A 25,362-nucleotide genomic window follows, 5' to 3' on the forward strand; every position below is an offset into this window, starting at 1 on the left:
GCAAAATTGATGCACCGGTCACAACTCCGCCTACTTCGAACGTTAAGCGTTCGCCAAAGGCACCATGTGATCGATGTCGAGCTTCCCCGCATCGGTGACAGTGATCCCGTCGTACACGGAGACCCAAGTACCCGCCACGGCCTTGCACTCGCTGTCGCGCTTCACGTCCTTCCCGGCCCGCTCGAGGATGACCTCCCGGGTGTCACGCCCATCACCCTGCCCGGCCCAGTGCGTGAACTTGGCCCTGCTATAACCGGTCATCGCCTGCTGGGCGGCGGCCTTCAGCCCGCCGAGCTGGCTGCGGGCCACCGTCGTCGTCGACAGACCCGGAAGCGCCCGGCGCTGCTGGCGCACTCTGCACTCCCGCCGGTCCCTGCCCGGGCAGGGACGGCTTCGCGTCACCGCCGGCCGTCACCCCCGGATTGCAGCCTGGAAGGCCACCAACCAGCAAAGCGGCCGTCACCAGTCGAACCCCCACCCGCATCTGATGCGGCATAACCACCTCAAACTGTATGGAAAGTACCTCCTTGACCTTACCTTTTGCGCCTACCCGGCCAGGGCCGTCCCGGCACGCACCAAAATGGGAGTCTCCATCCCGCCCGTCCCCAGACGGAACCAGGCCGACGCGTCAACCCCTCGCACATCAGCACGATGGCGCGGGCCGCCCCCGTGTGTTGGCAGGCCCGCGCCGGAGTCTGGCAGAGGCGATCTCGCAGACGGCGGAGCGCTCCTCACAGCTCTGATAGAGGGGACTCGCCCGCTGTCCGTACCATATTCCGACGACGATGGGGACTGGCAGTCCTCCGCCAGACCCAGGATCGCCTGGCGTTCGGCGTCGTCCTCGGCCAAGTCTGCTCCGTCCGCTGAACCAGCCCTGGGTGAGACTGGCACGTTCCTACGTTTGGCATGCCGGTGGGGCGGACCTTTGCACTCGAGTCCGCCCCACCGGTTGTGCCCCGTGCTCTCGCGCTAACTGAGCCCGGTTAGTTTCCTCGGTCCGCAGTCTGCTTGCGCCGCCATGCATCCGTGAGGAAGGAGATGGCGCCTCCGGCGAAGATCAGGCAAAGCCAGAGTGCTTCCGGTCCCGCATACACGGCCAGCGCGGCCAGGATGCCTGCCATGAGCAGCTCCCCTGCGAGGGCTGCCTTCCATCTCGCCTTGGGAGTGTTCAACATTTTTACCAACCTCCTCGGGGCCAAACCGTCGGAATGGCCACGTGAGGATATGGGACCGAGGTGAAGTAGGTGAAGATGATGACCCCCTTGCCTCGCTTCCATGCGTAGCCGCTCACGCTAGCGATGTACCAGGCGTAGTAGCGCAGTGCCTTGATGAGGTTCTTGTATTTACCGGGCAGCTGGTTTTCGATGATGCCGAGGAACTGTCCGACAGCGCCCGCGCTGAAGGCCAGCCAGCCGGCCTCACTGCGCGTGGTGTAGACCTTGACGTGCTTGTAGGGCGACCACCAGGCGCTCCAGGTGCTGTAGGACCACTGTCCCGTCAGGTCGGTGCAGTTGACGGGGTCGCCGTGGCAGTACTCGTAGGGGTTTGCGTTTCCCCCGTACAGGGGGTCGGTGGAGAGGAATCGACCCTCGGTCGGAGAGTAGAGGCGGACACCCATGAGCAGGGCGTCGCTGGTCTGCATGGTGGAGCGCTGTTCGGAGCCGAGCCAGCCGTAGCGCTGGTCCGTGTTCTTGCCCGTGCGTGCGTTTCCGTACTCGTCGGAGTCATAGGCGCGGGGCGCGACGGAGGTGTCCAGCGGCAGCTGGAGGGCGACGTCGCCGTGGATGCTGGCGAGGTTGAGCACGACGCCGCCGGTCTTGCCGGTGGAAGCGGCCATCGAGCCGTTGAGGGACTGTACGTAGCGGGTGATTGTCGAGGCCGATGCGTCCTCGTCGATCCAACGCGGGTTGTCGGAGTCGTCGCTGTAGTGGTTCTTCTTCGTTTCGGTCGTCGTCCAGGTGCCCGCTGCTTGGGTTTCGACGGTCGAGGAGCGGAAGCGGAGCTTGGGGTCGAGCTCCCAGGTCTGCCGCTTGGTTCCGGTGGTCTGGCGTCGGACCAGGTCGTTGGCGTAGTAGTCGATGCTGTCGGTGCCGGGCTTGGCCACGGTTCGTGCGAAGGCGTCGTAGGTGTAGCCGGGGTCGACGAGCCTGTCCGCACTGTCGAAGGTGGAGGTGGTGGTGGTTCCGCCGGTGGGGCAGTCTGCGCCGGGCGTGCTTGCGGCGGTGGTCTTGGACGTGCGGTTGGTGTGGGCGTCGAAGCCGTAGGTACGGCGCGTGCATATGGTGTCGGAGGTGTCTGCGACCTCGGTCAGGCGGCCGGCCTTGTCGTAGCGGAACTGCTGTTCGGACCAGCCGGTGTGTGTGGAGGTCTGGCCCTGTGCCTGCTTGGTAGCCCGGTCCGAGTAGACGAGCGCCTGGTCGCTGTCGCGGGTGTAGGTCCGCTGGGTAGAGGCTCCCGAGGAGTCGACGGTGACGTTCAGGGTGTAGCCGCCGGGAAGCCGCTCGGTGGTGATGACGCCGTCTGCGTTGTACGCGGCCTGGAAGGTGCCGGCGACCGAGTCGGTGGTTGCCGTGGCCAGGCCGCGGGGCTCCACCGCGTGGTCATAGGTGTAGGTGGTGGTGGAGGGAGCGGCGTCGGAGGTCTTGGCGACGCGGTCGAGCAGGTCGTATTCGGTGGAGGTAGTGGCTCCGTCTGTGTCGGTGTAGGAGATCTGGCGGCCGAGCTTGTCGTACGTCTTGGTGACCGCTCCGCTGGGTGTGGATGACGTCGTTTCGCGTCCGGAGTCGGTGTCGTACCCGATCGTCGTGGCGGAAACTGCCTGGCCGGTACCGCCGGTTGTTGCGATCGTCTTCGGACGGCCGGCGTTGTCGTAGGTGGTGACGGTGGTCCGGGTCACGCTGTTGGCGGTCTCGGTCACCTTGGCGGTCTGGCCGCGCCAGTTGTACTCGGTGGTGGCGGCGGGAAGCTGGCTCGGGTTGGAGCCGCCGCCGGTGACGGCGCCCCCGGGGCCGGTAGAGCAGATGAGGCCGGCCCACTCGGGTCGTCCGTTGCACGCGCCCGTCCCCGTGGCCGCCCAGTAGGTGGTCACGCGGGTGGAGGCGGAGGAGGCGTTGCTGCCCGGCAGGATCTGCCGGATGGGGCGGCCGTCCGTGTCGTAGTCCGTCGTCGTGGCCAGGGCCAGGCCGGCGGGGTCCTTGACTATCTGGGTCTGGTTGCCCTTGGCCCAGTCGTACACGTTCTGCACGGCGACCGGGTCACCCTGCACGGAGGGGTGTTCGCGGACTTGTGCGCCCGAGGTGCTCCGGGTGACTACGTCCTTGAGCTTTGCCGAGCCGTCGGTCGGGCGGCCGGCGTCGTATTCGTTGACCGTCCACGGCCGTGCGACCGCGGAGGTACCGGCGGGTACCAACAGGGTTGTGCCGGACTTCAGGTCGTCGCGCAGGTCGATGCGGCGCAGCGGGGTGAACTGCTCAAGGTGGCGGATGCCGTCCTGGCTGTACAGCGATGCGGTGGAGAGCAGTGTCGCGCGTTCCGCGCTGGGAAGGCCTGCGATACCGAGGTCTGCCTGGGCCGCCGTGTCGGCAGCGGTCAGGCCAAGGGCCACGGACCGGTTGGCGGGAGACAGCTGCCGGACGGTGTTGCCGAACCGGTCGTACTCGGTGGTGGAGATGTGCCCGCCTGGGGCAATGGTGTTCACGGTGCGCCCCGAGGCCCCCAGGTAGACGACCGTTGCACGGACGTAGCTGGTCGCGGTGAGTGCGGCACCGTCGTGAGCCGCCGGTACGGTGTCACCGGGGAAGATGGCGGTCGCGTCGGTCGGCGCTGCTGTCTGCGCCCAGGCCTTCACATCGTTGAGGCCCATGGCATGAGGAGCCTTGGTGCCGGTGATGGGCACCTCGTACGCGAGGCTGGTGGACGCCGTGCCTTGCTGGACATCTGCGGTTCCCTGCTTCAGGGCCGGGCGCGAGGTCTTCAAGAGCATGCCATCGCCTGCGGATGACCCGGTTCCTGCTGTGCCGTAGGTGAAGGTCCACGGCAGGTCGGCGCCCTGTCGGATCAAGGTCACACGGCCCGCGCTGTCGTAGCCGTACTCCGTGAAGGTGCCGAGCGCGACCTCGTCATGCCATGTTCCGCGCATCCGGCCACTGTCGTCGTACTGGTAGCGCTGGATCCAGCGGCTGGTCGCGGTGGCGGCACCGGGCTCGGTACTCCACAGCTTGACTTCGCGTACCTGGCCGGCGTAGTCACCGAAGGTGCCCGCAGTCGCGGTGGTGGCCGTGGCGTATACGAACTCCAGGACGCGGCAGCCCTTGGTTGCCGGCGTGGCGGCGCAGGATGCGGCGGTGACCGCGGGGGTTGCGGCCACGGCGTACTTGGGGCGCGCCAGCTTCTTGCCGTCGACGGTCACCGTCTCGGACACCACGGTCGTGGTGCTGTTGGAGGTGCCGTCCTTGTAGGTGGTGGTGGCCTGCCACGTCGTCGAGGTGGCGTCCGCCTTGGCGAACTGGGTTACTGTGCCTGCGGTGTCAGTGAGGGTGAAGGTGCCGGTGACGCTACCGGAGAGGGTCAGTCCCTCGGCGCCGGGCTGGGAGAGCCACCCGGTCTTGGCCGCGTTGGCGGCGAAGTGCAGGCTGGTGCCGTCGCTGCTGAGCACGGTGACCGCGGTGTCGGAGACGCGGCGCACGTGGGAGTAAGCCGATGCGGTGACCTGATCGGCGATACCCGCGGTCCACTCCTTTCCGAAGATCGCGGCTTGACCCTCCTGCGTTCCCTTGGCGGGCTGGCGCGAGGATGCGCTGCGGGTGACGGAAAGCCCGAAGGCTGCCGCGTCACTGCTCTGCAGGGTGTAGTCACCGGTGAGGAGATTGACCGTGCCCGGCCCGATGTCCTCGGTGGTCGCGCCTTCCGCGTTCCGGTCGATGATCGTGGTCAGCGGCTGGGACGTGGCGGCGCCGCCCGGGCCGCTGAAGTCGGCCTTCACCTGTACGGTGCCGTCCGGGTCGACGGTGTCGGTCGCGTTCCAGACCAGCGGGGTGTTCTTCCCTCCGGTCATGGTGATAGGCCAAGCGGTCAGCGGAGATCCGCCGGAAGTGACGTGCCCGGGCGGGATGGACGTCCACGGATCGGCTTCCGAACGTCGCCAGGAGAACGACACCTGGTCGTACTTGGAACCATCGGCTTCCGCTGCCAGCGTCAGGCGGCGGGCGGTCCGCTCACCGGCTGTGGGCTGAACAAAGCCGCCCGGACCGGCGTGGAAGACGTACGACACGGCTTCTGACCTGTTGTCGGCCTTGTCCACGGCACGGATCTGCAGGGTGTGGGTTCCGTCCTGCGGCGGGGTGACGGAGATCGTCTTTGCCGTGGCTGCACCACCGGTTGCCACCTTCGTCCAGGTGGCGCCATCGAGGGACCACTCCAGCCAGTTGTGGTCGCCGCCCGCGGGCGGCGTGGCGATGAAGTTTCCGGCCTGCCCGCCACCCTTCACCCAGGAGGTGGTGGGGTAGTCGGTAGAGGTGATGCCGGTGGGCGCCGAGGGGGCGGTGGTATCGACCTGGAAGGTTTTCCAGGCCGACCATCCCAGGTTGTAGTGAGTGCCGTCGTAGGGCGAGGACCGGAACTTGTACGTCTTGCCGTTCGTGAGGGTCCCCGCCGGCACGGTCACGGACGCTACCTGGCCTGAGGAAACGAACGAGGAGCGCAGTACGTCGCCGACCTGCGTGTCCGTGGCAGCGTCGAAGATCTGGAACGCACCCTGGACGGTGTCGCCGTTGGCGTCGGCAAAGGTGTCTCGCAGAGAGGGGGTCACGGTGTTGACCGTGTAGGCGCCGCCGTAGGAGAAGAACGGCGGACCGGCCTCCTGGTTGGTTCCGGTCCGCGGGCGGTAGTTGTAGGTGACGGTCAGCTTGGGCACGTTCGCGGCTGCGTTGGCCGAGTTGACGCGCTTCCACTGCTTGGTGTTGTTCTCGTCAGGGGCCCGCAGGCCCATGCTGGAGAACGTCCACTTGTTGTTCGCCCAGTGCTGCACCAGACCGGTAACGTCGGCGTTGATCCAGCCGTCGGGCTGGGAGGCGCAGCCGGGATTGCCCTTGGTTTCACTGGAGGTGGACATCTTGGTGACCATCGCCGGCTGGTTGGTCCAGCGGGAGGCGGTGGTGGGACCATTGGCGGTCCACACGTCCCACGGCTGGGCGGTGCAGTCGGTGTTGCCGGAGTGGAAGTTCCACAGCGACAGCTGGGCGCTGGAGACCAGCGCGTCCGCGATGGGTGCCGTGTTCCAGGTGATGAAGGAACGGGCGGTACGCCAGGTGCCGTTCGCGTTCTTTGTGCCGGGGTTACCGAAGTCCAGCTCGGTGTCGTTGGACCAGTCGACGGTCTCGCCCTGCTGGACGTAGGTGTCGAAGAGGTTGCCCAGTGAGGAAGTGGACGGGTCCACAGTGACCGGGTACTTCGTGGCCGGGTCGCCCAAGAATCCCTCGTCGGGTGTGATGAGCAGGTCGACACCGCCGGAAGTCTTGACGACCTTCATGGCGACCTTGGCGCGGCGGGTGTGTTCACCCGAAGCCGCGTCCACGCTCGCGTCCCACATGACTGGCGCCGGCATCGACGCCGTCTTCTTCGACTTCTTGTCAGTGAAGAGCACACTGCCGTCGGCCTGCTCCTCGACCTTCAAGCCCTTTGCCTTCAACGGCAGCGTGTAGGAGAAGCCGGCCGCAGGCTTTGCCCGGAGTTCGACGAACTGCTCGAATCCAGTACGGGTTGCCTCAACGACGACGTCCGCGCCCGGCACCGCCTCCGCGTAGGTCGCCCGAGTACCGTCCAGCTTCGGGGCAGGCAGGGCACCACGCCACTGCAGCGTGATCTGCTCCTCGCCTTGCCCGAGGGTCACCAAGTCGGTGCCGGCAGCTGCTGAAGGGACAGAGCGCAGCAGTGGCGACTTCGCCCCGGCCTGACCCGCGAGCTTCAGCCCCCGCGGATGCGCCTTCGACACCACAGAACCATCTGATGCGGCAGTGAGGTCGACATCCACATCGCGCCACGTGCCGGTTGCCGGCTCCCTGAAGCGGATCGGGCCCGCCGCGACCTCGCTCGTCAGCGATCCGTCCTTGTTCACCCACGTCGTCGATGTCTCCGTCCGTTCAGACAGAGACTCGACCCGCTTGCCTGACAGGCGGGCCGCGACACGCGCGGAAGCAATGTCAGCTGCAGCCGCCACAGCGGCTGCAGCCTGGCCCGCCTCGGGCTGAGGCGCGGCGAGCGCCGGGGCGGAACCCTGCAGCGCCGAAACCGACATCAACAAAGCCAGCCCGGCCGCAGTCACACCGAGTCTCCCCGGAGCGCCTATCACCGAACGAGAACGTCTCCGTGACGTTCCCGACCTATTACGAAAGTACACAATCCCCCCATGGAAATATTCCTGAGCGCTGGAAGATCATCTAGCGCAGACGAAACATAACGAGGGGTTCAACGCCTGAAACAGGGACGGAACGCCAGGCAGCCGACAAGTAACTGATTAAGCGTTACCTAAAGGTGCGCGTCGGAGCGGGCGCCGGACAGGAAGCCGCCATGCTGCACCTACTCCGAGGCGGGCGCAGATCGACCCGGACCCCGACAAAGTCCTCACCTCCCTGAACACGGCGCTGCTCCTGGACCCGGCCGTCGGTACCCGGTTCTGCACCGCCGTCTTCGGCGTCCTGGAGCCCCACGAGGAGGACGGGTTCACCGTCACCTTGGCCACCGGCGGGCACCCCCCGGCCTACCACTTGCGCGGGCAGGGGACGGTGGAAGAGGTGCACCCCAAGGGGGGCATGCTCATCGGCGCGCTCGCCGAGGCGCGCTTCGCCTCCCACACCTCCCATCTCGCCCCGGGCGAAGGCCTGCTGCTCTACACCGACGGGCTGACCGAGGCCCGCACCCTGGGCGGAGACATGATCGGAGAAGGGGGCCTGACCCGCTTCCTCGCCGCCCGCACCGCGCCCGTCAGCGCGACAGCGGTCATAGAAGACACCGTCGACCTCCTCGACACCATGCCCCACGGCGCCGGGGACGACGTCGCCCTCCTGGCCCTGTCCGTCCCACTGGCCGACACCGCAACCGGTCTCAGCGCGACCGCGACCGCCCACACCGTCGCCCCCGCCGGCGAGACGGAGAGCCGACCGTGACCGACTTCCGCCTCACCGCACAGCACACCGAAGGCGACCTCGTCCTGGCCCACGTCGCCGGGGAACTCGACATAGCCACCGCCCCCCCACCTGCGCGACCAGCCACTGGCCCTGATCGAAAAGGGCTACCGCCACCTGATCCTGGACCTCCAGGACGTCACCTTCTGCGACTTCTCCGGCTTCAACGCCCTCGTCGGCATCCTCCGCTGCGCCAAGCCCCAGCAGTGCATGGCCACCGTGGCCGGCATCCCCGGACCCAGAGCGGGCACCGGGGAGCGCTACGCCCTGGCAGGCTTCCGCCGGCTCCTCGAGGAGAAGGCGCAGCGCGCCCGGGAGCGCGCCGACTTCGCCGATGGCTGGCTGCCCCGCGTCTAGCCGTCGCTGCGGCTCGGCAGGGAGGAGCATTTCCGCCGGTGTGGAGGGTGCTTCAGGGGGAGGGGTCCCACGCCTCGGGGCCGGCGCCTCGCCATTCCACGAAGTCGGGGTCGGTGAGGTCGACGTCCTCGGCGTTCTCCAGTCCAGCGTCGGCGAGGAAGACCCGGATGTCGGACGGGCGGTGCGCGACCCCGATGGCGACGCCGTCGTAGCGCACCCGGCGCCATCCCTGCTCGTCGGGCGGGTAGACGATCAGCTTGGCAGCCATGCGCCCAGCCTCTTCCCCGCCCTCCCCATCAGCACCTGGCCGCGCGCGAACGGGTGACGCCCGCCCCCCGTGAAGCGGATCGCGGCCTCTCACGGACAGCCGCACCGGTGGCTTCGGCGGCGGGGTACGTTCGGAACTACGGGGTGCGGCCCTGGCCACCGAGGCCGCGACCGGGGTCGCACCACGACAGCGCGAGTGTCCGGCCGGGCGGTGCCCGCAGATTCCACTCCCTCGCGCGGGTGGAGCTGGGTTCGCCGGCGAACCGCCCCGCTTCCACCGCCGTCGCAGCGGTCATGAAGCCGATCGACGAGCAGCACATCGCGGAGCCCGGCCTGGTGGTACTGGACATCACCGGCGGGGACGAGGACACCGTCCAGGCCGTCATGGCCACCCTGGAGGAGCGCTGGGCGACCTCGGGTATCGCCCCCGTACGCCGGGAGCCCGGCGAGCCCGGTGTCCGGGCGCGGATCTACGCCGACGTCCTGCGCCCGGGGCGGGACGGCCCGTAGCCGCAGTGCCTGGGCAAGCCCCCCTCGTGGTGGGCTTGCCCAGGGTCACCTCAGGCTTGCCCGGCCGCCGGATCCCACAGGGGGCGGGCACGGCCGGTGCCGTCGCAGTGGAAGCACCGGCCGCCCTCGGATGTGCTCCGGGCGCCGATGGCGGCCGTAGCGTCGCGCAGGAGCTGGGTGAGGCCGTAGACGTGGGCCGGGTGCAGGGCGAGGTCGTGGCGCTTGCCCACCAGGATCTCCAGCATCTCCCCTTGCACTGCGTAGCCCGGCGCCGTACGGACCGAGCTGGTCGTCTCGCCCCCGGACAGCTCCACCCGCGCCCGGAACAGGACGTCATCCGGATTGGCGAGGGACAGCAGTACCCCAGGCCGCTCGAACGACTCGAAGCGGTCGACCGGTTCGGGGTGGGATGCGTGAAGGCGGGTGAGGGCGTGCCACATGTCGTCGGGGTCGCTGCGCCGGAGTCCGTCCATGTCCTCTTGCAGCTTGTTTCGTGTCATGGCTCCGGTCTACGGCCAGGGAGGGGGCGTCGGCCGGCTCCGGGCCGCCGCGTCCCAGCCGGTGACGCCACGACCTCGGGAACCCGTCCCGTCACGCGATCCGGACGCTGGGCAAGCCCTCCCTGCCGAGGGCTTGCCCAGCGGAACCCGTGACCGATCGGCAGGCCGGGCGTGACCGATCCGTCTCCCGCGATCGGTCAAACAGCACGTCAGCGCCGTGACCGACCCATGCAACTCCCGCAGTGACGGCGGATGCAGCCGCCTCGGGCCTGCCCGCGGATCCGGGGCCCGGGAGCTGCGCGACCCCCGGCCCCCTTCTCCCGCCGATCTACGGGGTCCAGCCGCCCAGCCAGTGCGAGACCTCGTGGGATGCGGCCTGGGCGTCGGTCAGATGGGGCCGGTCGGTGCTCTTCGGGCCGGCGCCCGGACCGGTGTTCATGTACTCGGCGAAGCGGTCGTCCTTCCAGGAGAACCCGCCCATGTCGGACCAGGGCGTGCTCTTGATCGCGGCACTGAGGGTGGAGTTGCGGACGGTGACCTGGGGGTCGACCGTCTTGTCACCACCGGGATGCCAGTTCCGGCCGAGCTGGAAGGAGGACGCGGCCACATCGCCGTTGACCGTGGAGCGGTTGATGAGGATGCCGTTGCGCCCCGCCGGGGTGCTCGGGGCGGCGATGTAGCCGGCCGAGGTACCGTTCCAGCGCTTCTTGAGGGTGATGACCGATTGGTCGATCACCGCGGTGGCACGGCCGAAGATGAAGTCGACGTTGCCGACGACGTAGGAGTTGGTGACGTAGACGCGGCCGGGCTTGTCCGGCGCCGCGGTTTCCATCTCCAGGGTGTCCTGGTCGCCGGTGACGATGACGCCGTCCAGCACGATCTTGTCCGCGGCCGTGAGCAGGGCGACCGCCTGGTGACCCTCCAGGGACTGGTTCGCGGCCTCGTCGAAGTCGTTGGAGACGCTGAGGTTGCGCAGCTGGGAGTCGTCCGACCGAACGGCGACCGTGGCGCTGCCCGGTGTGCCGTAGGTGCCCGAACCGTCCGGCTTGCGCGTGCCGGCCGCGTTGCCGTACACGATCACCGTGTCCTTGCGGCTCGCGCCCGAGCCCTGGATGGTGACGTGCGGCTTGTTCGCCGGAACGTTCACCAGTTCGCGGTACGTGCCCGGCTTGACCGAGATGACCACGCGGGAGGGATTGCCGACGGGTACGGCGTCCACCGCGGCCTGGACCGTCTTGTACGTGCCGGATCCGTCCTTGGCCACGGTGAGGGTGGTCGCCGCCGCAGAAGCGGGCGCCGCCGCCCTGCCGATGGCGGCGCGCGGGCCGGCGCCGGACTTCACCTTCGAGGGGACGTCGGCGGCCGCGTCGAGGGTGTAGCGGTAGTAGGTCGTGGGGTCGAAGGCCGTGCCACCGCTCTCGTTGCGGCCGGTGGTGTCCACGAAGACATTGCCGCGCTGCACGAGAGCGGCCGTGCCGTCCTTGATGACCGGGTTGTTCATCCCCTCGAAGTAGCTGTTCTCCAGCACCATCTTCGTCCCGCCGCGCGCGTAGTTGCCGTAGGAGGAGGTGATGGACGAGTCCGGGTCGTCCTGCAGGAAGTTGTTGTAGAGGTGGGCGTGTGCCACGTTGTCCGTCGACGGGTTGCGCTGCTCGGTCTCGTGGAACCAGTTGTGGTGGATCGTGATGTCGGCGGTGACGTGGTCGGTCCAGCCGATGCCGAAGGCCTTGTTGTCGTTCTTCAGCTGGTTCCAGGACACCGTCACGTATGTGGTGTCCTTGCGGCTGTCGATCAGTCCGTCGGCCATGTTCCGCAGGTTGTTGTGGTCGATCCACACGTGGTGGGCGCCGTCCATCTGGATGGCGTCCCAGTCGTGGTCCTTGTCGTTCCACGTGCCGGCGTAGGAGTCACGGATCGTCAGGTTCCTGATGATCACGTTGTGGACGCCCTGGCCCAGGAAGAACCCTCCGCCGACGATGTGTCCCGAGGTGCCTGCGCCGACGATGGTCTTGTCCGAAGCGACCTTGATCTCCTTGCCCTTGGGGTTCATGGTGATCGTGCCCGCCACGACGATGACGTACGGCTTCGGGGCGGTCGCGTACTTCTCCAGGTCGGCCAGGGTCTTCACGGTGACGATCGCGCCGTCCCGGCCGCCGTAGGTGCCGTTCTGTCCCAGCGCGTTGACCGAGGCGAAGCCGTCCGCGACCTCACGGGCCCAGGCCGGGCCCGTTGTGGCGGCCGCGGCATTCGGCCGAGCGTCCTCGCCGAACACTCCGAAGGCTCCGCCGTACGACATGCCCACTGCGGTGGCCGTGGCCAACGGGATGCCGACGGTCAGGCCGAGTCTGCGCCTGCGGTGCCGTGCCTTGGGCTGCGTGGTTTCCATTGTTCACTGTCCTTGGGAGGATGGTTGTGGGGCGTACACCTGCCAGTTGCCACCGCGGGCGGAAAGGTTGCCGCGTGTCCGGGGCACGACGCCCGTTCCGCCCGCCCGGTGCCCGCATCGAAAGGCCGCACCCCGCCCCGGGTCCGCCGCTGGGCGGTCCCGTACTCTCCTTCCGATCCGCTGCCCTTGAAGAGAGCCACGCCTGGAGGGCCTCTTCGCAGCCCGCCCCTGACCGCCCCATGGACCCTGTGCCCCACGACCACGACCCGGACAAGGCCAGGGAGTGGCTGGAGGACTGGACGGACATCACTCGCCGGTCACGTGTTGGTGACCACCGGCACCCCGTGGGCCGGAGGCTGGCCCACCGTCGGTGAGGCCGACTGGGGCCTGTACGTTCCCGTGTACCCCAACCCGGCGACCGGGATGGTCCTGGCGGAGGCCCGGGTGACCATCCCGCGCCGCCGGTAGCCGGCCTTTGGGCATTCGCTGGAACACCCGATCCGTATCGCACCCCTGACCTGCGGTGACGGGGCCGCGGGTTCCCGGCCGGGACCGCTGATGCACCACGTATTGCAGCCCGTGTTGCACCGCCGCCCGGCGCGCGGTGACCCGGTGACGGTGGCGGACGCGCTTTTCAGCTCAGGCAGTCATGCCCCTTCCTTGCGTGGGGAAGATCTTGCGCCCTCTGGTCGCCACGGATGGGGAAAGGTTGCTGCGTTTTCGTCGTCATCAGTCGTCGTGCCGGGCGAAGTCGCCCGAGACGGCGAGCTGTTCGCTCCGCGTCCGGGCGGTGGCCGCGTAGCGGTCGTCCCGGGCGTCCCGGCCGCCGCTGGCGTGGTTGTACTGCCCGGCAAACACCCACTGGCCGGCCGGGACCGTACGACCCTGCTTGAGCACCCAGGTGTGGACGAGGTAACCGTCCTTCTCGGCGATCGTCAGCGTGAAGTCCGCCTCGGGCAGCGACCGCCACGCACCGGTGGAGGTGACCTGGCCGGTCTGAGCGATCCGCAACTCGACGGTCAGCGTGGTCAGTTCCTCACGCGTCTTGAGGGTGACGTTGCTCTGTGCCCAGAAGTCGTTGCTGTGCGGGTCCACGGAGCCGTCCGACCACAGCGGCCCGTCCTGCTCACCGGCGGCGGGCGCGCCGGCATCGGGCGTACGCGGCGGGGAGACGCCCGGCTCGCGGGGCTCGCGGGAGGCGCTCGGTGTCGGGTCCGCGGGCGCCGGATCCACGGGCGTCGGGTCCACCGGTGAGGGAGCCCGGCGCGTCGCGTCCGTCGACGGGGCGGGCGTGGAGGTGGAGGTGGGGGCGGGCATCGGCGGGACCGCGACCGTCTGCTGCGGAGGCATGTCGTTCACCAGGGAGGCCACGCCGTAGCCGCCTGCGGCGAGGATCCCCGCGACCGCCGCGGTGACGCCCACCGCGCGCAACCAGCCGAACCGCGGAGGGCGGGCCGCACGCAAACGGGGCAGGTCCTCCTGCGCCATGCCGCGTTCGAGCCGTGCCAGGATCCGCGCGCGGTCGGGCCGGTGCGCCCCGGCCGCCTCGTGCAGCCGGGCGCGCAGCTCGTCGTCCACGTCCCCCCGCATCGTCATCGGTCCCTTCCTCCGGCCGTCCCGGTACGCGCCATCGCCGCGTGCACCTTACGCGGAGCGTCCTGCGTGCCGAGCAGCCGCTGCAGCTCGGCCATCCCCTTCGAGGTCTGGCTCTTCACCGTACCGACCGACACGCCCAGGGCCAGCGCGGTGTCCTTCTCGGACAGGTCGAACGCATGGCGCAGCACGACACACGCCCGCTTCCGGAACGGCAGCCTGCGCAGCGCCCCTCGTACGTCGACCACCCCGGCCACGTCCGGATTCTCTGTCTTCTCCTCCCGCTGCGCCCAGAACAGCGCGACACGCCGCCGCTCGCGCACCGCGCTGCGTATCCGGGCCCGGGCCAGATTGGCGACCACGCCACGCGCGTACGCCACCGGCTGCCCGCTCGCCCGCACCCGGTCCCAGCGGTGCCACAGCGCGAGCAGCGCATCCGCGGCCAGGTCGTCGGCGGCATCCGCCTCGCCGGTCAACAGGTGTGCGAGCCGGGCCAATTCGGCGTGGTGCCGCTCGAAGAAGGCATGGAACTCCACGGAGGCGGCGTCATCGACAATTGTGGCCACGGGCGATGTCTCCTCGCAGCGACCTCGGGGCCCCGGAACCAACCGGGCGCCTGTGCCTGTCATGTGTGCGACATGTGAATGTCCGGACGAGATCCGCAAGAGTAGCAGTGAGTAAGCGCTTGCTCTGCCACGTCTGTTACCCGACGGCACTCCCGGTCTCGGTCGGCGGGCAGAGGTCCCAGCACGGGCGCACAGGGGGCGCCCGCAGCCGTCAAGACGATCGGCTGAATCGATGCGGCGACCGGACCGGGACCGTGGATGGCTTCCTGGACGCGCAGACAAAGCCAGAGGTAGCCACTTTCGGCAGCTGACCTCCACCCGCCTATGTGGGGCTCGGGTCGGCGGGATGTGTACTCGTGACCCTTGGTCCCGAATGAGGTTCGGTTGCGGACCTGACCTGGCCTGACCTGACCAGGTCAGGCCAGGCCAGGTCAGGTCAGGCCTGCAAAACAAGCTTCCCGCACGCGGCAACCTTTCAAGGGTCGGCGGCCACTGACAGGGCGTAACCCCGTTAACCCCGTTCCTCCCCGTAAGGAAGCCCCGTGGCTACTCGCTCCCACCGCCGGTCCCTCCGATCCCGTCGTGGCGCCGTCCTCTGCGCGGCCGTCGTGGCCGTATGCGTCGGCTCTGGTGCTGTCGTGATGAACGCCAACGCCGGGACCGCCGACCTGTACCACCAGACGCTCACCGCGAAGGACGGCTGGGCGTCCTCCGGTACGGGGACCACCGGTGGCACGAAGGCCGACGCCGCCCACGCCTTCACCGTCTCCACCCGTGCGCAGCTCGTCAAGGCGCTGGGCTCGGTCTCCGACACCACGCCCCGCCTCATCAAGATCAACGGCATGATCGACGCCAACACCGATGGCAGCGGAAAGAAGCTGACCTGCGCCGACTACGCCCTCGGTACCGGCTACTCGCTGTCGGCCTACCTCAAGGCCTACGACCCGGCCACCTACGGCCGCTCCAAGCTGCCCTCCGGCACGCAGGAGACGGCACGCGCCGCCGCCCAGGCCAAGCAGGGCAAGAACATGGTCTTCAAGGTCCCCGCCAACACGACGATCGTGGGCGTCCCCGGCACGAACGCGGGCCTCACCGGGGCCATGCTCCAGATTCAGAACGTGGACAACGTCATCGTCCGCAACCTGACCTTCGCCGCCACTGAGGACTGCTTCCCGCAGTGGGACCCGACCGACGGCGACGACGGCAACTGGAACTCCAACTACGACTCGGTGTCCCTGCGCGGCGCGACTCACGTGTGGGCGGACCACAACACGTTCACCGACGCGCCGCACTTCGACAGTGCCAACCCGAAGCACTTCGGCCGCGAGTACCAGATCCACGACGGCGCCCTCGACATCACCAAGGGATCCGACCTGGTGACCGTCTCGCGCAACCAGTTCACCAACCACGACAAGACGATGCTGATCGGCAGCAGCGACACCGACAGCGTCGGCAAGCTGCGCGTCTCCATCCACCACAACGTGTGGAAGGGCATCATGCAGCGCGCCCCGCTGGCCCGCATCGGCCAGATCCACATCTACAACAACTACTACGACGTCACACCCCTCAACGGGTACACGCCGCAGTACAGCATCAACTCCCGCGCCAAGGCTCAGATCGTCGCGGAGAACAACTACTGGAAGCTGCCGTCCGGCGCGAAGGCAGCCAAGCTCCTCAGCGGTGACGGCACCGGCTCGGTCAAGGGCTCCGGCAACCTCGTCAACGGCACGGTGACCGACCTCGTCGCCGCCTACAACGCCGCCTCGTCCAAGGACCTGAAGACCACGGTCAGCTGGACACCGACCCTCACGACGGGCCTGGAGCCCTCGGCGATCAACCTTCCGACGTCGCTGGCGACGACGACGGGGGCGGGCGTGCTCAAGTAGCGCCCGAGACACGCGAGGGCCGGGAGACGACGCCCCCCGGCCCTCGCGTACCGCGCCGCGCGGTCCGCCGCCACGGACGGTGAGGGCCCGCCGATGTGTTCCCGGGCCCCTCACGGCGTCTGCCGGACAACAGCCCACAAGCCGGTTCACGCAGGCCGCACGAACTTGTTATCGGTGGCCAGAAGCCGGCGGAAATGGTCCACGAGCGGCGGCGGCCGCTACCTGGGACGCCTCGACGGCTTCGGTTGGGGTGACCTCCTTGCGGGTGAGTCACGTCCACCAGCGCGGGAAGCGATCTCATCCCTGGATTCCGCGGCTGCTGTCAGTGCCCTCTGTCACGATGCCCCGGTCAACATCATGATCAGGAGAGACCATGGGCACCTGGGACGTCGGCCCCTTCGACAACGACACCGCAGCGGACTTTGGCGGCGAGCTTGATGAGGCAGCTGCAGGCGAACGCGAGGGCATCGTCCGAGGCACTCTCACACGGGTGATCGAAGCCGCGGGCTGCCTCGAAGCACCAGAATCCGAGGAAGCCGTAGCCGCCGCCGCCCTTGTCGCCGCGCAGTGCCTCGGGGGTGAGCCTGCCGATCCCGTATATGGGCCGGAAGAGCCCCTTTCTGATCTCACTGGCCTGCGCGATCTCGCTCTTCAGGCCCTCGACCGCGTCATGACCGAGCCGTCCGAGCTGATGGAGCTATGGGCGGAGTCGGATGGCGGTCCCTGGCGAGCAAACATCTGCAGCCTGCAGAAGGTGCTCCGGCCAAAGCCTTCGGGAGAACAGCTCAGCCTTCTCTGACCCGCCGCCACCGCTACTACCTGGAAGGCCACCATGAGCTGGGACGTGCTTCTCGTCCGCCTGCCTGATGACATCACCTCGATGCACGAGATCCCCGCCGGCTTCGCTCCGGACCCGCTCGGTCGGCGGCACGATGTACTTGAGGCTGTCACCCTGGCCTGTCCCGAAGCTGATCTCTCGGACCCCGCCTGGGGTGAACTTTCCGGCCCCACTTGGTCCATCGAACTCAACATCGGCTCATATGACCCGGTGGACTCGATCATGCTCCACGTTCGGGGCTCCGGCGATGACGTGCTGACACACGTCTTCCGGCTTGCCGAGGCACTGCGGTGCAAGGTGCTCGACTGCGCGGAAGGCGACCTGATCACTCCAGGGCAAACTTCAGGCTGGCACGCCTGCCAGCAGTTCCGCGATCGAGTGGTCGGACCCTCGCAGTGATGCCCCTTGGTCGCAGCATTGGCATCCGGCCCATGCACCCTGAAACCCGATCGAGTCTTGAGGGCCTGGTCCCACCTGGTCGGATGATCACGTCCGATGAAGGCGACGGAGATGTAGAGCCTCTGTGGCTCAGTGACGGGCCGGCCACGGCTGAGCTGTGGACGCGGATGCATGCCGAACACACACGCTCCGGAATGTGGCCGCTTCTGCTCGATGCGCTGGATCCCAACGATGGCGAATTCCGCCCATGGGGGTCCGGGGAGGTCTTCCCCGAGCGGATGTCCTCCCCGGCAAGCCACGACCCTGCCGACCTCCTCGCAGAGTGGTGGGCGACCTACACCGCCGACGAGGAGGACGACGACGCGCTCGACGTCAAAAGGCGCCTGGCTGTCACGACCCCCTTCGGGCAGGACTGGCCCGGCCTCGCGCCCGGCCGGGAGACGGCACCGAGCCCCGATCAACTGGCCAGCGAGTTCGCGCAGGCGTTCCTCGGCGACCGCCCACAGACACGTCTGGGGCTGGTCGCAGCAGCGTCCGGTGCCGAGGCACTGACGGCTGCGGGCTGGTTCGGTCCCTGCAACTACGACAACGACACGGCGAAGGCCTCCGCGGTCGTCCGCGATTGGGAGCACCGGTTCGGCGCCCGTGTCGTCGCGGTCGGGTTTGACACCTTGCACCTCAGCGTCGCCTCGCCACCAGTAGACGAGCAGGAGGCCCTCCTGGTCGCGGCCGAGCACTTCGCGTTCTGCCCGGACAACATCTGGCAGGGAAGCAGGCCGTACACATTGGCCGGGTACGCCGAGCGGATCACCGGTGCTCACCGCTGGGACTTTTGGTGGGACTGATCCGTCCCTCACCTGGGAAACGATCACCCGGCTGGTGGGAAATGATCTTCAAGAGCTTCATTCATGCCTGATCAGCGGCACTCGTGAACAGGTGGGATGAACTTCGACGAGAACGAACCGCAGTCTGTTCTGGGGGGCGCGTGGATACAGAACCACTCCGGAGGCCGTTACCCAGCAGCCACAACCTGGCCGGCCGTGACTTGGGGAGGTTCAGGTAGCAGCGACGCGAGGTTGTCCCGTACGAAGTCAGCGGCCCTCTTGACTGACTCTTCGGCCCCGGCTTGGTCTTCAAAGACGCTGGTAGAGAGCATCACTCCACCCCCCGCGTTAACCCAGTAGTAGGCCACGAATCCAGGCACTTGGCGAAGGAGAGGTACGAACCCCTCTTCCACTCGGCGCCCCGCCTTGGCAGGATCAGTCACCCCTTCATACCGTCGAACCACTGCGTACATGGCTGATCTCCTCACGGATCCCAAGGTCGCCTCGTGCGAAACGACCTACCCCCACAGTGCGTCGCTGGCTCGCGGGAGATCCGGAAGGCACTCGGATAGACGCACCAATGATCCAAGACGGCATCCACTACAGCCGAGGCCGGGCGGGCGAACCGGCTTACGAAACTGCGGCCAGAGCCGGGAAATCGGCCAGTGCTGCTCTTCGTTCACTACTCGGTTGCTGTCGGCAACGGTGGCTGGCCGGGGCGGCGCGACCGTCCAGTGAGCCGGCCGGCCAGTCAAGGGTGCCTGCAGCGGTGCTCCCGGCCCTTGGGGACCATCGGTACGGCGGGTTGAGATTGATCTTGGGCGTCTAGGGTCTGCCGTCAAATTGATCTTGCGTTGTGGATCACGGTCGGGTGATATGTCGCCATGAACTGTCGGACGCCGAGTGGGAACTCGTGCAGCCGTTGCTCCCGCAGCCTGCGCTGGGGCGGCCGCGGCTGGACGACCGGACGGTCCTGAACGGGATCGTGTGGAAGTTCCGGACCGGGGTCGCCTGGCGGGACGTGCCCGACCGGTACGGGGCGTGGGCCACACCCGTTTCCGCCGCTGGGCGGCGGACAGAACATTCGAGCGGATGCTCCAGGCCGCGCAGGCGCAAGCAGACGCGGCAGGCGACATCGCGTGGCTGGTGTCGGTGGACTCCACCGTTGTCCGTGCCCACCAGCACGCGGCCGGGGCCCGAAAAGGGGGCTCCGCAACCCGGCCCTCGGCCGGTCCCGCGGCGGGCTGACCAGCAAGAATCACCTTGCGATGGGACGGGCCGAGCCCTCGCGTTCGTCCTGACAGGCGGGAACATCAACGACAAGGGCTACAGCTCGAGGAACATCCGTACTTGGCTGCGATGCCGCGGCATCACGCACACGATCCCGGAACGGTCCAACCAAGTCCGCAAACGGACTCGGCGAGGCAGCCGCGGCGGCCGACCGCCGGCATTCAACAAGCAGGTCTACAAGCACCGCAACGTCGTGGAACGGTGCTCGATCTGCGCCATGCCGGAGGGGTGAGGTATCCCGATGCTGGCGGGCTGACGGCGCAGGAGCGTGCTCGGCGGGAGCGGGTTGGGTCGGAGGCCGCGGTGTTGATCGAGGCCGCGGCGAGTGGCGGTGAGGTCGCCCGGCGTTTTCGCGTGACGCGGATGTCGGTGAACCGCTGGCGCAAAGCGCTGGCCGCGGGGGGCCGGCAGGCCCTCCTGTCCGAAGGGGCGGGCGGTGCCCCGTGCAAGCTCGGGGCGGGTGGCCCGTAGCAAATGAGGGCGGCGGATCTGGACGCCCGGCTGTGCTTCGAGGACGAGGCAGGGCAGGGCCTGAGGCCACCCAAGGGCCGCAGGTGACGACGCGGCCACACCCCGGTGTGCGGGTGACTGCTGCCGGCACGAAACGGATTTCGATGGCCTCGCTGATCTGCACCAGACCGCCCCGTACGGCCGGATGGTCTCCGTTGATTCCAGGCTGGCCAGGTAGACCTCGTCTGGGCACCGGCGCTGGCCGACTGAACCGCTGACGAGACCGGGCCGCTCCCTTCCCCGTCCGCCGCCTGCCACGCCCCGGCCTGTCCGTCGACGTCAGCGGCCTGCTGGGCACGGTCACCGCCTGACGCCGCGCGGTCTTCTTCGCCACCGTATTCGCGGGACCTCAGGTGCCGAGAAACCGTTCGATCGCGGCCCGGACCCCCTCAGGGTCCGCGGCCGAGGCGAGCTGTAGGGAGGAACGGCATGCCTCTGCGATGCCGTCGTCCGCGGCGTCGCGGGCCATGCCCAAGGCGTTCATGAGCGGCGCGACGGCGTCGGCGGGTCGGCCCGAGCGGCGCAGGCACTCCGCGTACACGAGGAAGGTCCTGGCCACTTCGCGGCCGTGCGGACCCGGGTCGGGGTAGTACAGACGCCCGTACAGCGCCACCGCCTCCGTGACGGCGGCCAGGCCCGCACCCGGGTCGCCCGCCCGCTGCGCGGTGACCGCCAGGTTCGTGAGGGCCGAGGCGAGCGCCGCCGCGTCGTCGGCCCGCCGGTGCAGTTCGACGATCTCCTGGTACGCGTTCAGCGCGGTGTCGATGCGCCCGGCCTGCTCCGCGCACCACGCCTGACGGTCGAGCAACCGGGCGAGCTGCGCGCGCGGTTCGGGCGAATGGGCGGGCGCCGGGTCGTGGTCCTTGCCCAGGGCCGTTCGGCTCACCGTCCCACCTCCCGGCGCGTCCCGCACCGTCGCGGCGGCCTCCGCGAAGACGCTCGCGGCCTCGGCGTACTGGCCGGACAGGCGCAGGCACTCTCCCTGGCTGATCAGGGACTCGGTCAGATGCCGGGTGAGGGTGGGGCGGGCGGCACACAATCGGCGCCACATGGTCGCCGCGCGGGCGGCGACCCGGGCGCCCTCTCCGCGGTGGCCTTCCGTCGCGAGGCAGCCGCTGAGTTCGGTGAGCGTGATGGCCCTTGTGGCGGCCTCCTGGTCGCTCCTCGTGCCCTCGGGCGAGGTCTCCAGCGCGTCGATCGCCAGCGCGGCGATGCGCCCGGCCCGTAACGCGTCGTCGTACCGCTCGGCGCTCGCGTAGGCGTGCTGCACGTGACGAAGTGAGTCGGCCGAAATGCTGCGCGCCTGCGTTCCGGCCGGGGCGAGGCGGGACCAGCGCCGTTCGGCCTCGCTCAGCGCCTCGCCGAACCGGTCAGCGTCGACGAGCGAGGCAACTTGGCGGACCTGGACCTGCTCGCACACGGCGGGGTAGTCCCTGCGCAGCACCACTCCGCGGGGGCCCTCCACAAGCTGTACCGCCTCGCCCGCCGCCGCGGTGGCGGCCGCGTGCTCGCCCGCCGCACTGTGGCCGACCGAGGTGTTGACCAGGCAGATCGCCGCCTGCGCCATCGGGTCCCGGCCCCGGTACGGCCCGTCGGCCCGCAGCCAGTGCTCGGCGGCCAGCCGCCAGCGTGCGGCGACGCCCTCCCGGCCGCCTGCCGCGACCGTCAGCTCGGCCCACCGGGTGGACAGCGCCGCCCGCACGCCGGCCAGGGCCACGGCGGTGGCCGCGGGCAGCATGTCGAGGAAGTCCTCCGCCCGCGCGCAGCAGTCGAGTGCCTGGTCCACCGCGCCGTCCGCGGCGAGCGCGTCCGCCTGGCCGCTGAGCGCGCGGGCGTACCACTGGGCCTGCTCCCGCGACGGCACTCGGGCCTGCGGGCGCAGCAGGGCTGCGGCGCGTTCGGCGTACGCCCTCGCGTGTTCGGTCCGCCCGGCCGCCAGCAGCGCCTCGACGAGCGCCTCGTACGCCAAGGGAAGCTGGAACGGCAGCTCTTCGGCGCTCCCGCGCAGCTCCACCTCCTCCCGCAGGCACTCCGCGGCCTCGGCGTTCTGGCCAAGGCGGCGCAACCGCTCGGCGTGCGCGTGGAGATGGTCGGCCAGGTGCTCGCGCGCGCCCGGCACCGCACGGTGGCAGGCGAGCGCGCGGGCGCTCTCCTCCAGTGCCTCCTCCTCCCGGCCCAACCGGGACAGGAGGAAGGCGAACGTGGCGTGCGCGAAGGCCTCGTCAAGCACGTCTCGCCGCACCATCCCGTGCGCGCCCCTGCGGAAGCCGGCGACCTGCAGAGCGGCCGCCGCCGGGTCCAGCGGCGCGTTGATCAGGACCTCGCGGGCCAGCACCGAGCGCCCCTCCGCGTCCGTGGTGAAGTCGTCCGCGCCCACCACAGCCGAGGAGGCGAATATGTTCATTACGGTCCACCGCAGCGTCTCGTCGGTGACCATCGGCAAGCTCGCGGTCCGCTCGATCTGGTCGAGCAGCGGCCCGGCAGCCCCGCCGGCTGCAGCCTGCGCCCGTGCCGCGAGCACGGCCGCTCGCAAAGCCTTCATCTGGCCGTACGAGCTGGTCCCGTCGGGGCCGAACTGCGCTTCGATCAGGGCGATCTCCTGCGGGTTACCAGTGCGGGAGGCGACGGACACGATGCGGGCGAGCAGGTCGGGCCGCTGCGCGCAGGCGTCGATGAGCAGGAACTCCGCGAGACGGTCCGGCTGGACGGCGCCGAGGATGCCGCCGCGACCGCCCCGCGGGTACAGCTCCCCGAGCCAGCGGGCGCCGTCGAGGGCGCGGTCGCCAGCCGCGGCCGACGTGCCGGTCATCGTCGTGAAGAGGTCGCACGCCTGCTCCTCGCCGGAGACGGTGACCAGGGCGAGGGCCGCGACAGTACCGCGCAGGGCCGCGGCGTCGAGGTGCAGTCCGTGCCGCCGGGCCACCGCCGACCAATACGCCTCCTCGTGGCGCAAAAGGGTGCGCTCGACCGGTTCGTCGGGACCCGCGGCGCGGCGGCTGATCCGCTCCAAGAGAGCTGTGAGCGCAGCGAGTTGGACGCCGAGCACCGAACCACTTTCCCTGGCCAGCGCTTCCGGGACGGTGACGTGTGCGGCGGCCGCGGCCCAGTCGGGCCCCTCGTGGCTCGGGACGGCCGGCAGCGCGGCGGCCAGGTCGCGTACGGCGGCCTCGAACGCGGTAGCCCGCTCCTCCGGGGTGGCGAAGAGCACGGGCAGCGCCAGCTCCTCTGCACCGGCGAACAGTTCACGCAGGCTCGGATCAGCGTCGGCGCGGCCTACCGCTAGGGCCTCGCTCTCCCTCGTGACCAACAGCACACGCACCGGGCCACTCGCTGCCCGCGCCTGCCCGATGAGGGCCCGCACCTCGGCGAGGTGGTTCTCCGCGTAGTCGACGGCGACCAGGACGGGCCGCCGGGTTCGGGCCACCGCAGCGAACGGCTCCCCACCCACCGTGCTTTGGGCAGTACCGTCGCGCCGGAGCACGCCCGCCGCCCATCCGCGGGCGCGCTGCTCGGCCAGGAACCGCCGTACCAGCCGGCTCTTGCCCTGCCCGCCCTGGCCCGTTAAGAGGCGCAATGACAGCGGCTCGGTGCCCTGGCACCAGGCCGCGAGCTCCTCGATCTCCGCCGTCCTGCCGTGGAAGCCCACCGTCTCGGCCTCCGCGCGCAGCAGTGAGGCCACCGACCGGATGTCCCGGTCGGGGTACGGGGACTCCAGGACGCCAGCCAGCTCTGCCGGTTCGCACTGCGGCTTCCAGCCGATCGCGCCCCGCACGATCTCCCGGAACCGCCGGTCGGCGAGGAGGGTCGCCACGGGCGTGGCGGTGAGTCGGGCGCCCACACGGGCGCGGCGGTCGCTGCGCACGACGCCGACGAGCAGGCCACCGCTGAACACCGCGGCGCCCGACATCCCTGCCCAGGAAGCCGAGTCCTCCTCGGGCCGCGGCCTGGGCAGCGGTGTGGAGCTGGCCACCTCGTAGTGTCCCGAGACGAGTCCGGTCAGCGGGCTGGCATTCCCCGCGAAGTGCTCCTGGTCGCGCACCGACCCGTACTTCTGCAGGCGCGGGAAGCCGACGGCCTCTACCGGCTGCCGCGGCAGAGCGGACACGAACTCGCCGTACCGGGTGGGGGGACCCGGCATGGTCGCGGCATCGGCGGTGACCGGAATCTCGACGAGTGCGGCGTCCCCCGCGTCGCTCCGGACCCGCCACACCACCTTGCCGTCGACGGCCTCCGCGCCGGGTGCGCGCACGGTAACGCGAGGGGAATCGACGTCCAGGACCTCGGGGCCGCCCCCTGGGGACTCGCCTTCCGGACCGGGCGCTCCTGCCACAACGTGGGCCGCGGTCAGGACAAGCCCTGGCCCGATCACGTATCCCGTACCGAAGGCCGGTCGGCACCTGACCTGGACGACGCGCCGGGGATCAGGGCCGGCAGCGCTCACTCGCCGTCGTCCCTGTCATCGACATCCAGCGGCTCCCCGGACTCTGTACGGGCGTTGAGCCGCAGCGTGACGCGGTGCGTGCCGACCGACGCACGTTCCACTCCGCCGCCCGCGCTTACCACCCCGAACCGCAAGGCGCCGTCCCCGCGGGCCAACCGGCGGAGCTCCATGCCGAACTCGACGGTCACCTCCTCGACGGACAGCCTGATCGGGCTGTCGGCCGCTCGCAGTTGCGCTTCTCCCAACTGCTCGTGCAGCGCGCTCAGCGCGTCGGCCAGGTCGAGCCAGTCGCCGCTATCCGCCTCACCCATGTTTTCCCCCTCCGTCGCCCCATTAATGCCCGTCCCCACTGCCGCCAACCGTCCGGATGCGCCACCCTGAGGGCTCCGAATCATGGGCAGGAAGGCGGCCTGCAAGGCTCCGAGTCGCTGCCCGCGGGAGCACTCCCACCACCGCACCGGCGAGCTGGTCCCCTCTCCCCGGCAGGACACCGACGCCCCAGGCGCAGTCGAAACCGTCATCGACGAAGCCTGCCGGGCCCTGCACCTGCTTACGATCCGCACCCGATGGGAGCAGGTGGCAGCCACCGCCATGAAGGAGCGGTCCAGCTACAAGGCCTTCCTGGCCGACCTGCTGGAAGCCGAATGCGCCCACCGGGAGGAACGCAAGAAGCTCCGCTTGGTCAGGGAAGCGAACTTCCCCCGCTCCAGGCGGCTGGAGGACTTCGACTTCGAGAAGAATTTGAACGTCACACCCGAGCAGGTCAACACGCTCGGCGATCCGGCCTGGGTCACCGCCGGCAGCCTCCCTGCCTGATC

At 69.3% G+C, this 25,362-nt stretch carries 19 protein-coding genes and 1 pseudogene; 10 read left to right on the forward strand and 10 right to left on the reverse strand.

Features of this window, described 5'->3' with window-relative positions; translation table 11 throughout:
- Window positions 1-42 precede the first annotated feature (42 nt).
- From ACFWBY_RS10720 to ACFWBY_RS10730, 3 genes are all read right to left on the reverse strand, one after another.
- Window positions 43-354, reverse strand: coding sequence for a hypothetical protein (locus tag ACFWBY_RS10720; RefSeq protein WP_385331871.1), 312 nt, complete (start codon window positions 352-354; stop codon window positions 43-45).
- A gap of 629 nt (window positions 355-983) precedes the next feature.
- Entirely contained in the window at window positions 984-1,121 is a 138-nt protein-coding gene (locus tag ACFWBY_RS10725; protein WP_385331869.1) for a hypothetical protein, read from the reverse strand.
- Between the two features lie 56 nt (window positions 1,122-1,177).
- Window positions 1,178-7,291 carry a DNRLRE domain-containing protein gene (locus ACFWBY_RS10730; RefSeq protein ID WP_385331866.1) on the reverse strand — a complete coding sequence of 2,038 codons (6,114 nt, stop codon included), beginning with the start codon at window positions 7,289-7,291 and terminating at the stop codon, window positions 1,178-1,180.
- A gap of 301 nt (window positions 7,292-7,592) precedes the next feature.
- Here ACFWBY_RS10730 and ACFWBY_RS10735 point away from each other — a divergent pair, with 301 nt between their 5' ends.
- Both ACFWBY_RS10735 and ACFWBY_RS10740 read left to right on the forward strand, forming a co-directional pair.
- The gene (locus ACFWBY_RS10735; RefSeq protein ID WP_385332157.1) at window positions 7,593-8,159 is read left to right on the forward strand and encodes a PP2C family protein-serine/threonine phosphatase; all 567 of its coding nucleotides are present in this window, start codon (window positions 7,593-7,595) and stop codon (window positions 8,157-8,159) included.
- 90 nt (window positions 8,160-8,249) lie between these two features.
- Window positions 8,250-8,534: an STAS domain-containing protein gene (locus tag ACFWBY_RS10740; RefSeq protein ID WP_385332154.1), complete on the forward strand. Its 285-nt coding sequence runs from the start codon at window positions 8,250-8,252 to the stop codon at window positions 8,532-8,534.
- A gap of 52 nt (window positions 8,535-8,586) precedes the next feature.
- Here ACFWBY_RS10740 and ACFWBY_RS10745 read toward each other — a convergent pair whose 3' ends face one another.
- Complete coding sequence (locus ACFWBY_RS10745) at window positions 8,587-8,802, reverse strand: hypothetical protein (protein ID WP_327280786.1); 216 nt, start codon at window positions 8,800-8,802, stop codon at window positions 8,587-8,589.
- 239 nt (window positions 8,803-9,041) lie between these two features.
- On the opposite strand from ACFWBY_RS10745, the gene ACFWBY_RS10750 reads away from it, so the two are divergent.
- A complete protein-coding gene (locus ACFWBY_RS10750; RefSeq protein ID WP_385331864.1) occupies window positions 9,042-9,311 on the forward strand; it encodes a DUF6207 family protein in 270 nt (89 codons plus the stop codon).
- 50 nt (window positions 9,312-9,361) lie between these two features.
- Here ACFWBY_RS10750 and ACFWBY_RS10755 read toward each other — a convergent pair whose 3' ends face one another.
- Window positions 9,362-9,811 carry a hypothetical protein gene (locus tag ACFWBY_RS10755; RefSeq protein ID WP_385331861.1) on the reverse strand — a complete coding sequence of 150 codons (450 nt, stop codon included), beginning with the start codon at window positions 9,809-9,811 and terminating at the stop codon, window positions 9,362-9,364.
- A gap of 328 nt (window positions 9,812-10,139) precedes the next feature.
- Window positions 10,140-12,197, reverse strand: a complete 2,058-nt coding sequence (locus ACFWBY_RS10760; RefSeq protein ID WP_385331858.1) for a pectinesterase family protein — start codon at window positions 12,195-12,197, stop codon at window positions 10,140-10,142.
- A gap of 321 nt (window positions 12,198-12,518) precedes the next feature.
- On the opposite strand from ACFWBY_RS10760, the gene ACFWBY_RS10765 reads away from it, so the two are divergent.
- Entirely contained in the window at window positions 12,519-12,665 is a 147-nt protein-coding gene (locus ACFWBY_RS10765) for a hypothetical protein (protein WP_385331856.1), read from the forward strand.
- A gap of 261 nt (window positions 12,666-12,926) precedes the next feature.
- On the opposite strand, the gene ACFWBY_RS10770 is transcribed toward ACFWBY_RS10765, so the two are convergent.
- Both ACFWBY_RS10770 and ACFWBY_RS10775 read right to left on the reverse strand, forming a co-directional pair.
- On the reverse strand, window positions 12,927-13,793 hold the full coding sequence (locus ACFWBY_RS10770; protein ID WP_385331853.1) for a hypothetical protein: 867 nt from the start codon (window positions 13,791-13,793) through the stop codon (window positions 12,927-12,929).
- Window positions 13,790-14,356, reverse strand: coding sequence for a SigE family RNA polymerase sigma factor (locus tag ACFWBY_RS10775; protein WP_385331850.1), 567 nt, complete (start codon window positions 14,354-14,356; stop codon window positions 13,790-13,792). The genes ACFWBY_RS10770 and ACFWBY_RS10775 overlap by 4 nt, the downstream gene beginning before the upstream one ends.
- Window positions 14,357-14,898: 542 nt before the next feature.
- On the opposite strand from ACFWBY_RS10775, the gene ACFWBY_RS10780 reads away from it, so the two are divergent.
- The 5 genes and pseudogenes from ACFWBY_RS10780 to ACFWBY_RS10800 form a co-directional block, all read left to right on the forward strand.
- On the forward strand, window positions 14,899-16,242 hold the full coding sequence (locus ACFWBY_RS10780; protein WP_385331848.1) for a polysaccharide lyase family 1 protein: 1,344 nt from the start codon (window positions 14,899-14,901) through the stop codon (window positions 16,240-16,242).
- Window positions 16,243-16,615: 373 nt separating this feature from the next.
- A complete protein-coding gene (locus ACFWBY_RS10785; RefSeq protein WP_385331845.1) occupies window positions 16,616-17,041 on the forward strand; it encodes a DUF4259 domain-containing protein in 426 nt (141 codons plus the stop codon).
- 33 nt (window positions 17,042-17,074) lie between these two features.
- The gene (locus tag ACFWBY_RS10790) at window positions 17,075-17,479 is read left to right on the forward strand and encodes a hypothetical protein (RefSeq protein WP_385331842.1); all 405 of its coding nucleotides are present in this window, start codon (window positions 17,075-17,077) and stop codon (window positions 17,477-17,479) included.
- Window positions 17,480-17,562: 83 nt separating this feature from the next.
- Complete coding sequence (locus ACFWBY_RS10795; RefSeq protein ID WP_385331839.1) at window positions 17,563-18,324, forward strand: DUF4253 domain-containing protein; 762 nt, start codon at window positions 17,563-17,565, stop codon at window positions 18,322-18,324.
- An 850-nt stretch (window positions 18,325-19,174) separates the two neighbouring features.
- A pseudogene (locus ACFWBY_RS10800) lies at window positions 19,175-19,798 on the forward strand (IS5 family transposase); the annotation flags it as partial.
- A 654-nt stretch (window positions 19,799-20,452) separates the two neighbouring features.
- Here ACFWBY_RS10800 and ACFWBY_RS10805 read toward each other — a convergent pair.
- Together ACFWBY_RS10805 and ACFWBY_RS10810 are read right to left on the reverse strand one after the other, a co-directional pair.
- Window positions 20,453-24,544 carry a trypsin-like peptidase domain-containing protein gene (locus ACFWBY_RS10805; protein WP_385409647.1) on the reverse strand — a complete coding sequence of 1,364 codons (4,092 nt, stop codon included), beginning with the start codon at window positions 24,542-24,544 and terminating at the stop codon, window positions 20,453-20,455.
- Window positions 24,541-24,855, reverse strand: a complete 315-nt coding sequence (locus tag ACFWBY_RS10810) for a trypco2 family protein (RefSeq protein WP_385331833.1) — start codon at window positions 24,853-24,855, stop codon at window positions 24,541-24,543. The genes ACFWBY_RS10805 and ACFWBY_RS10810 overlap by 4 nt, the downstream gene beginning before the upstream one ends.
- Window positions 24,856-24,937: 82 nt before the next feature.
- Here ACFWBY_RS10810 and ACFWBY_RS10815 point away from each other — a divergent pair, with 82 nt between their 5' ends.
- Window positions 24,938-25,360 (forward strand): ATP-binding protein, encoded by a 423-nt coding sequence (locus ACFWBY_RS10815; protein WP_385331830.1) that lies wholly within the window; start codon window positions 24,938-24,940, stop codon window positions 25,358-25,360.
- Window positions 25,361-25,362: the final 2 nt, after the last annotated feature.

Origin of the sequence: Streptomyces sp. NPDC060049 (genome assembly GCF_042736715.1) — a bacterium.
GTDB lineage: Bacteria > Actinomycetota > Actinomycetes > Streptomycetales > Streptomycetaceae > Streptomyces.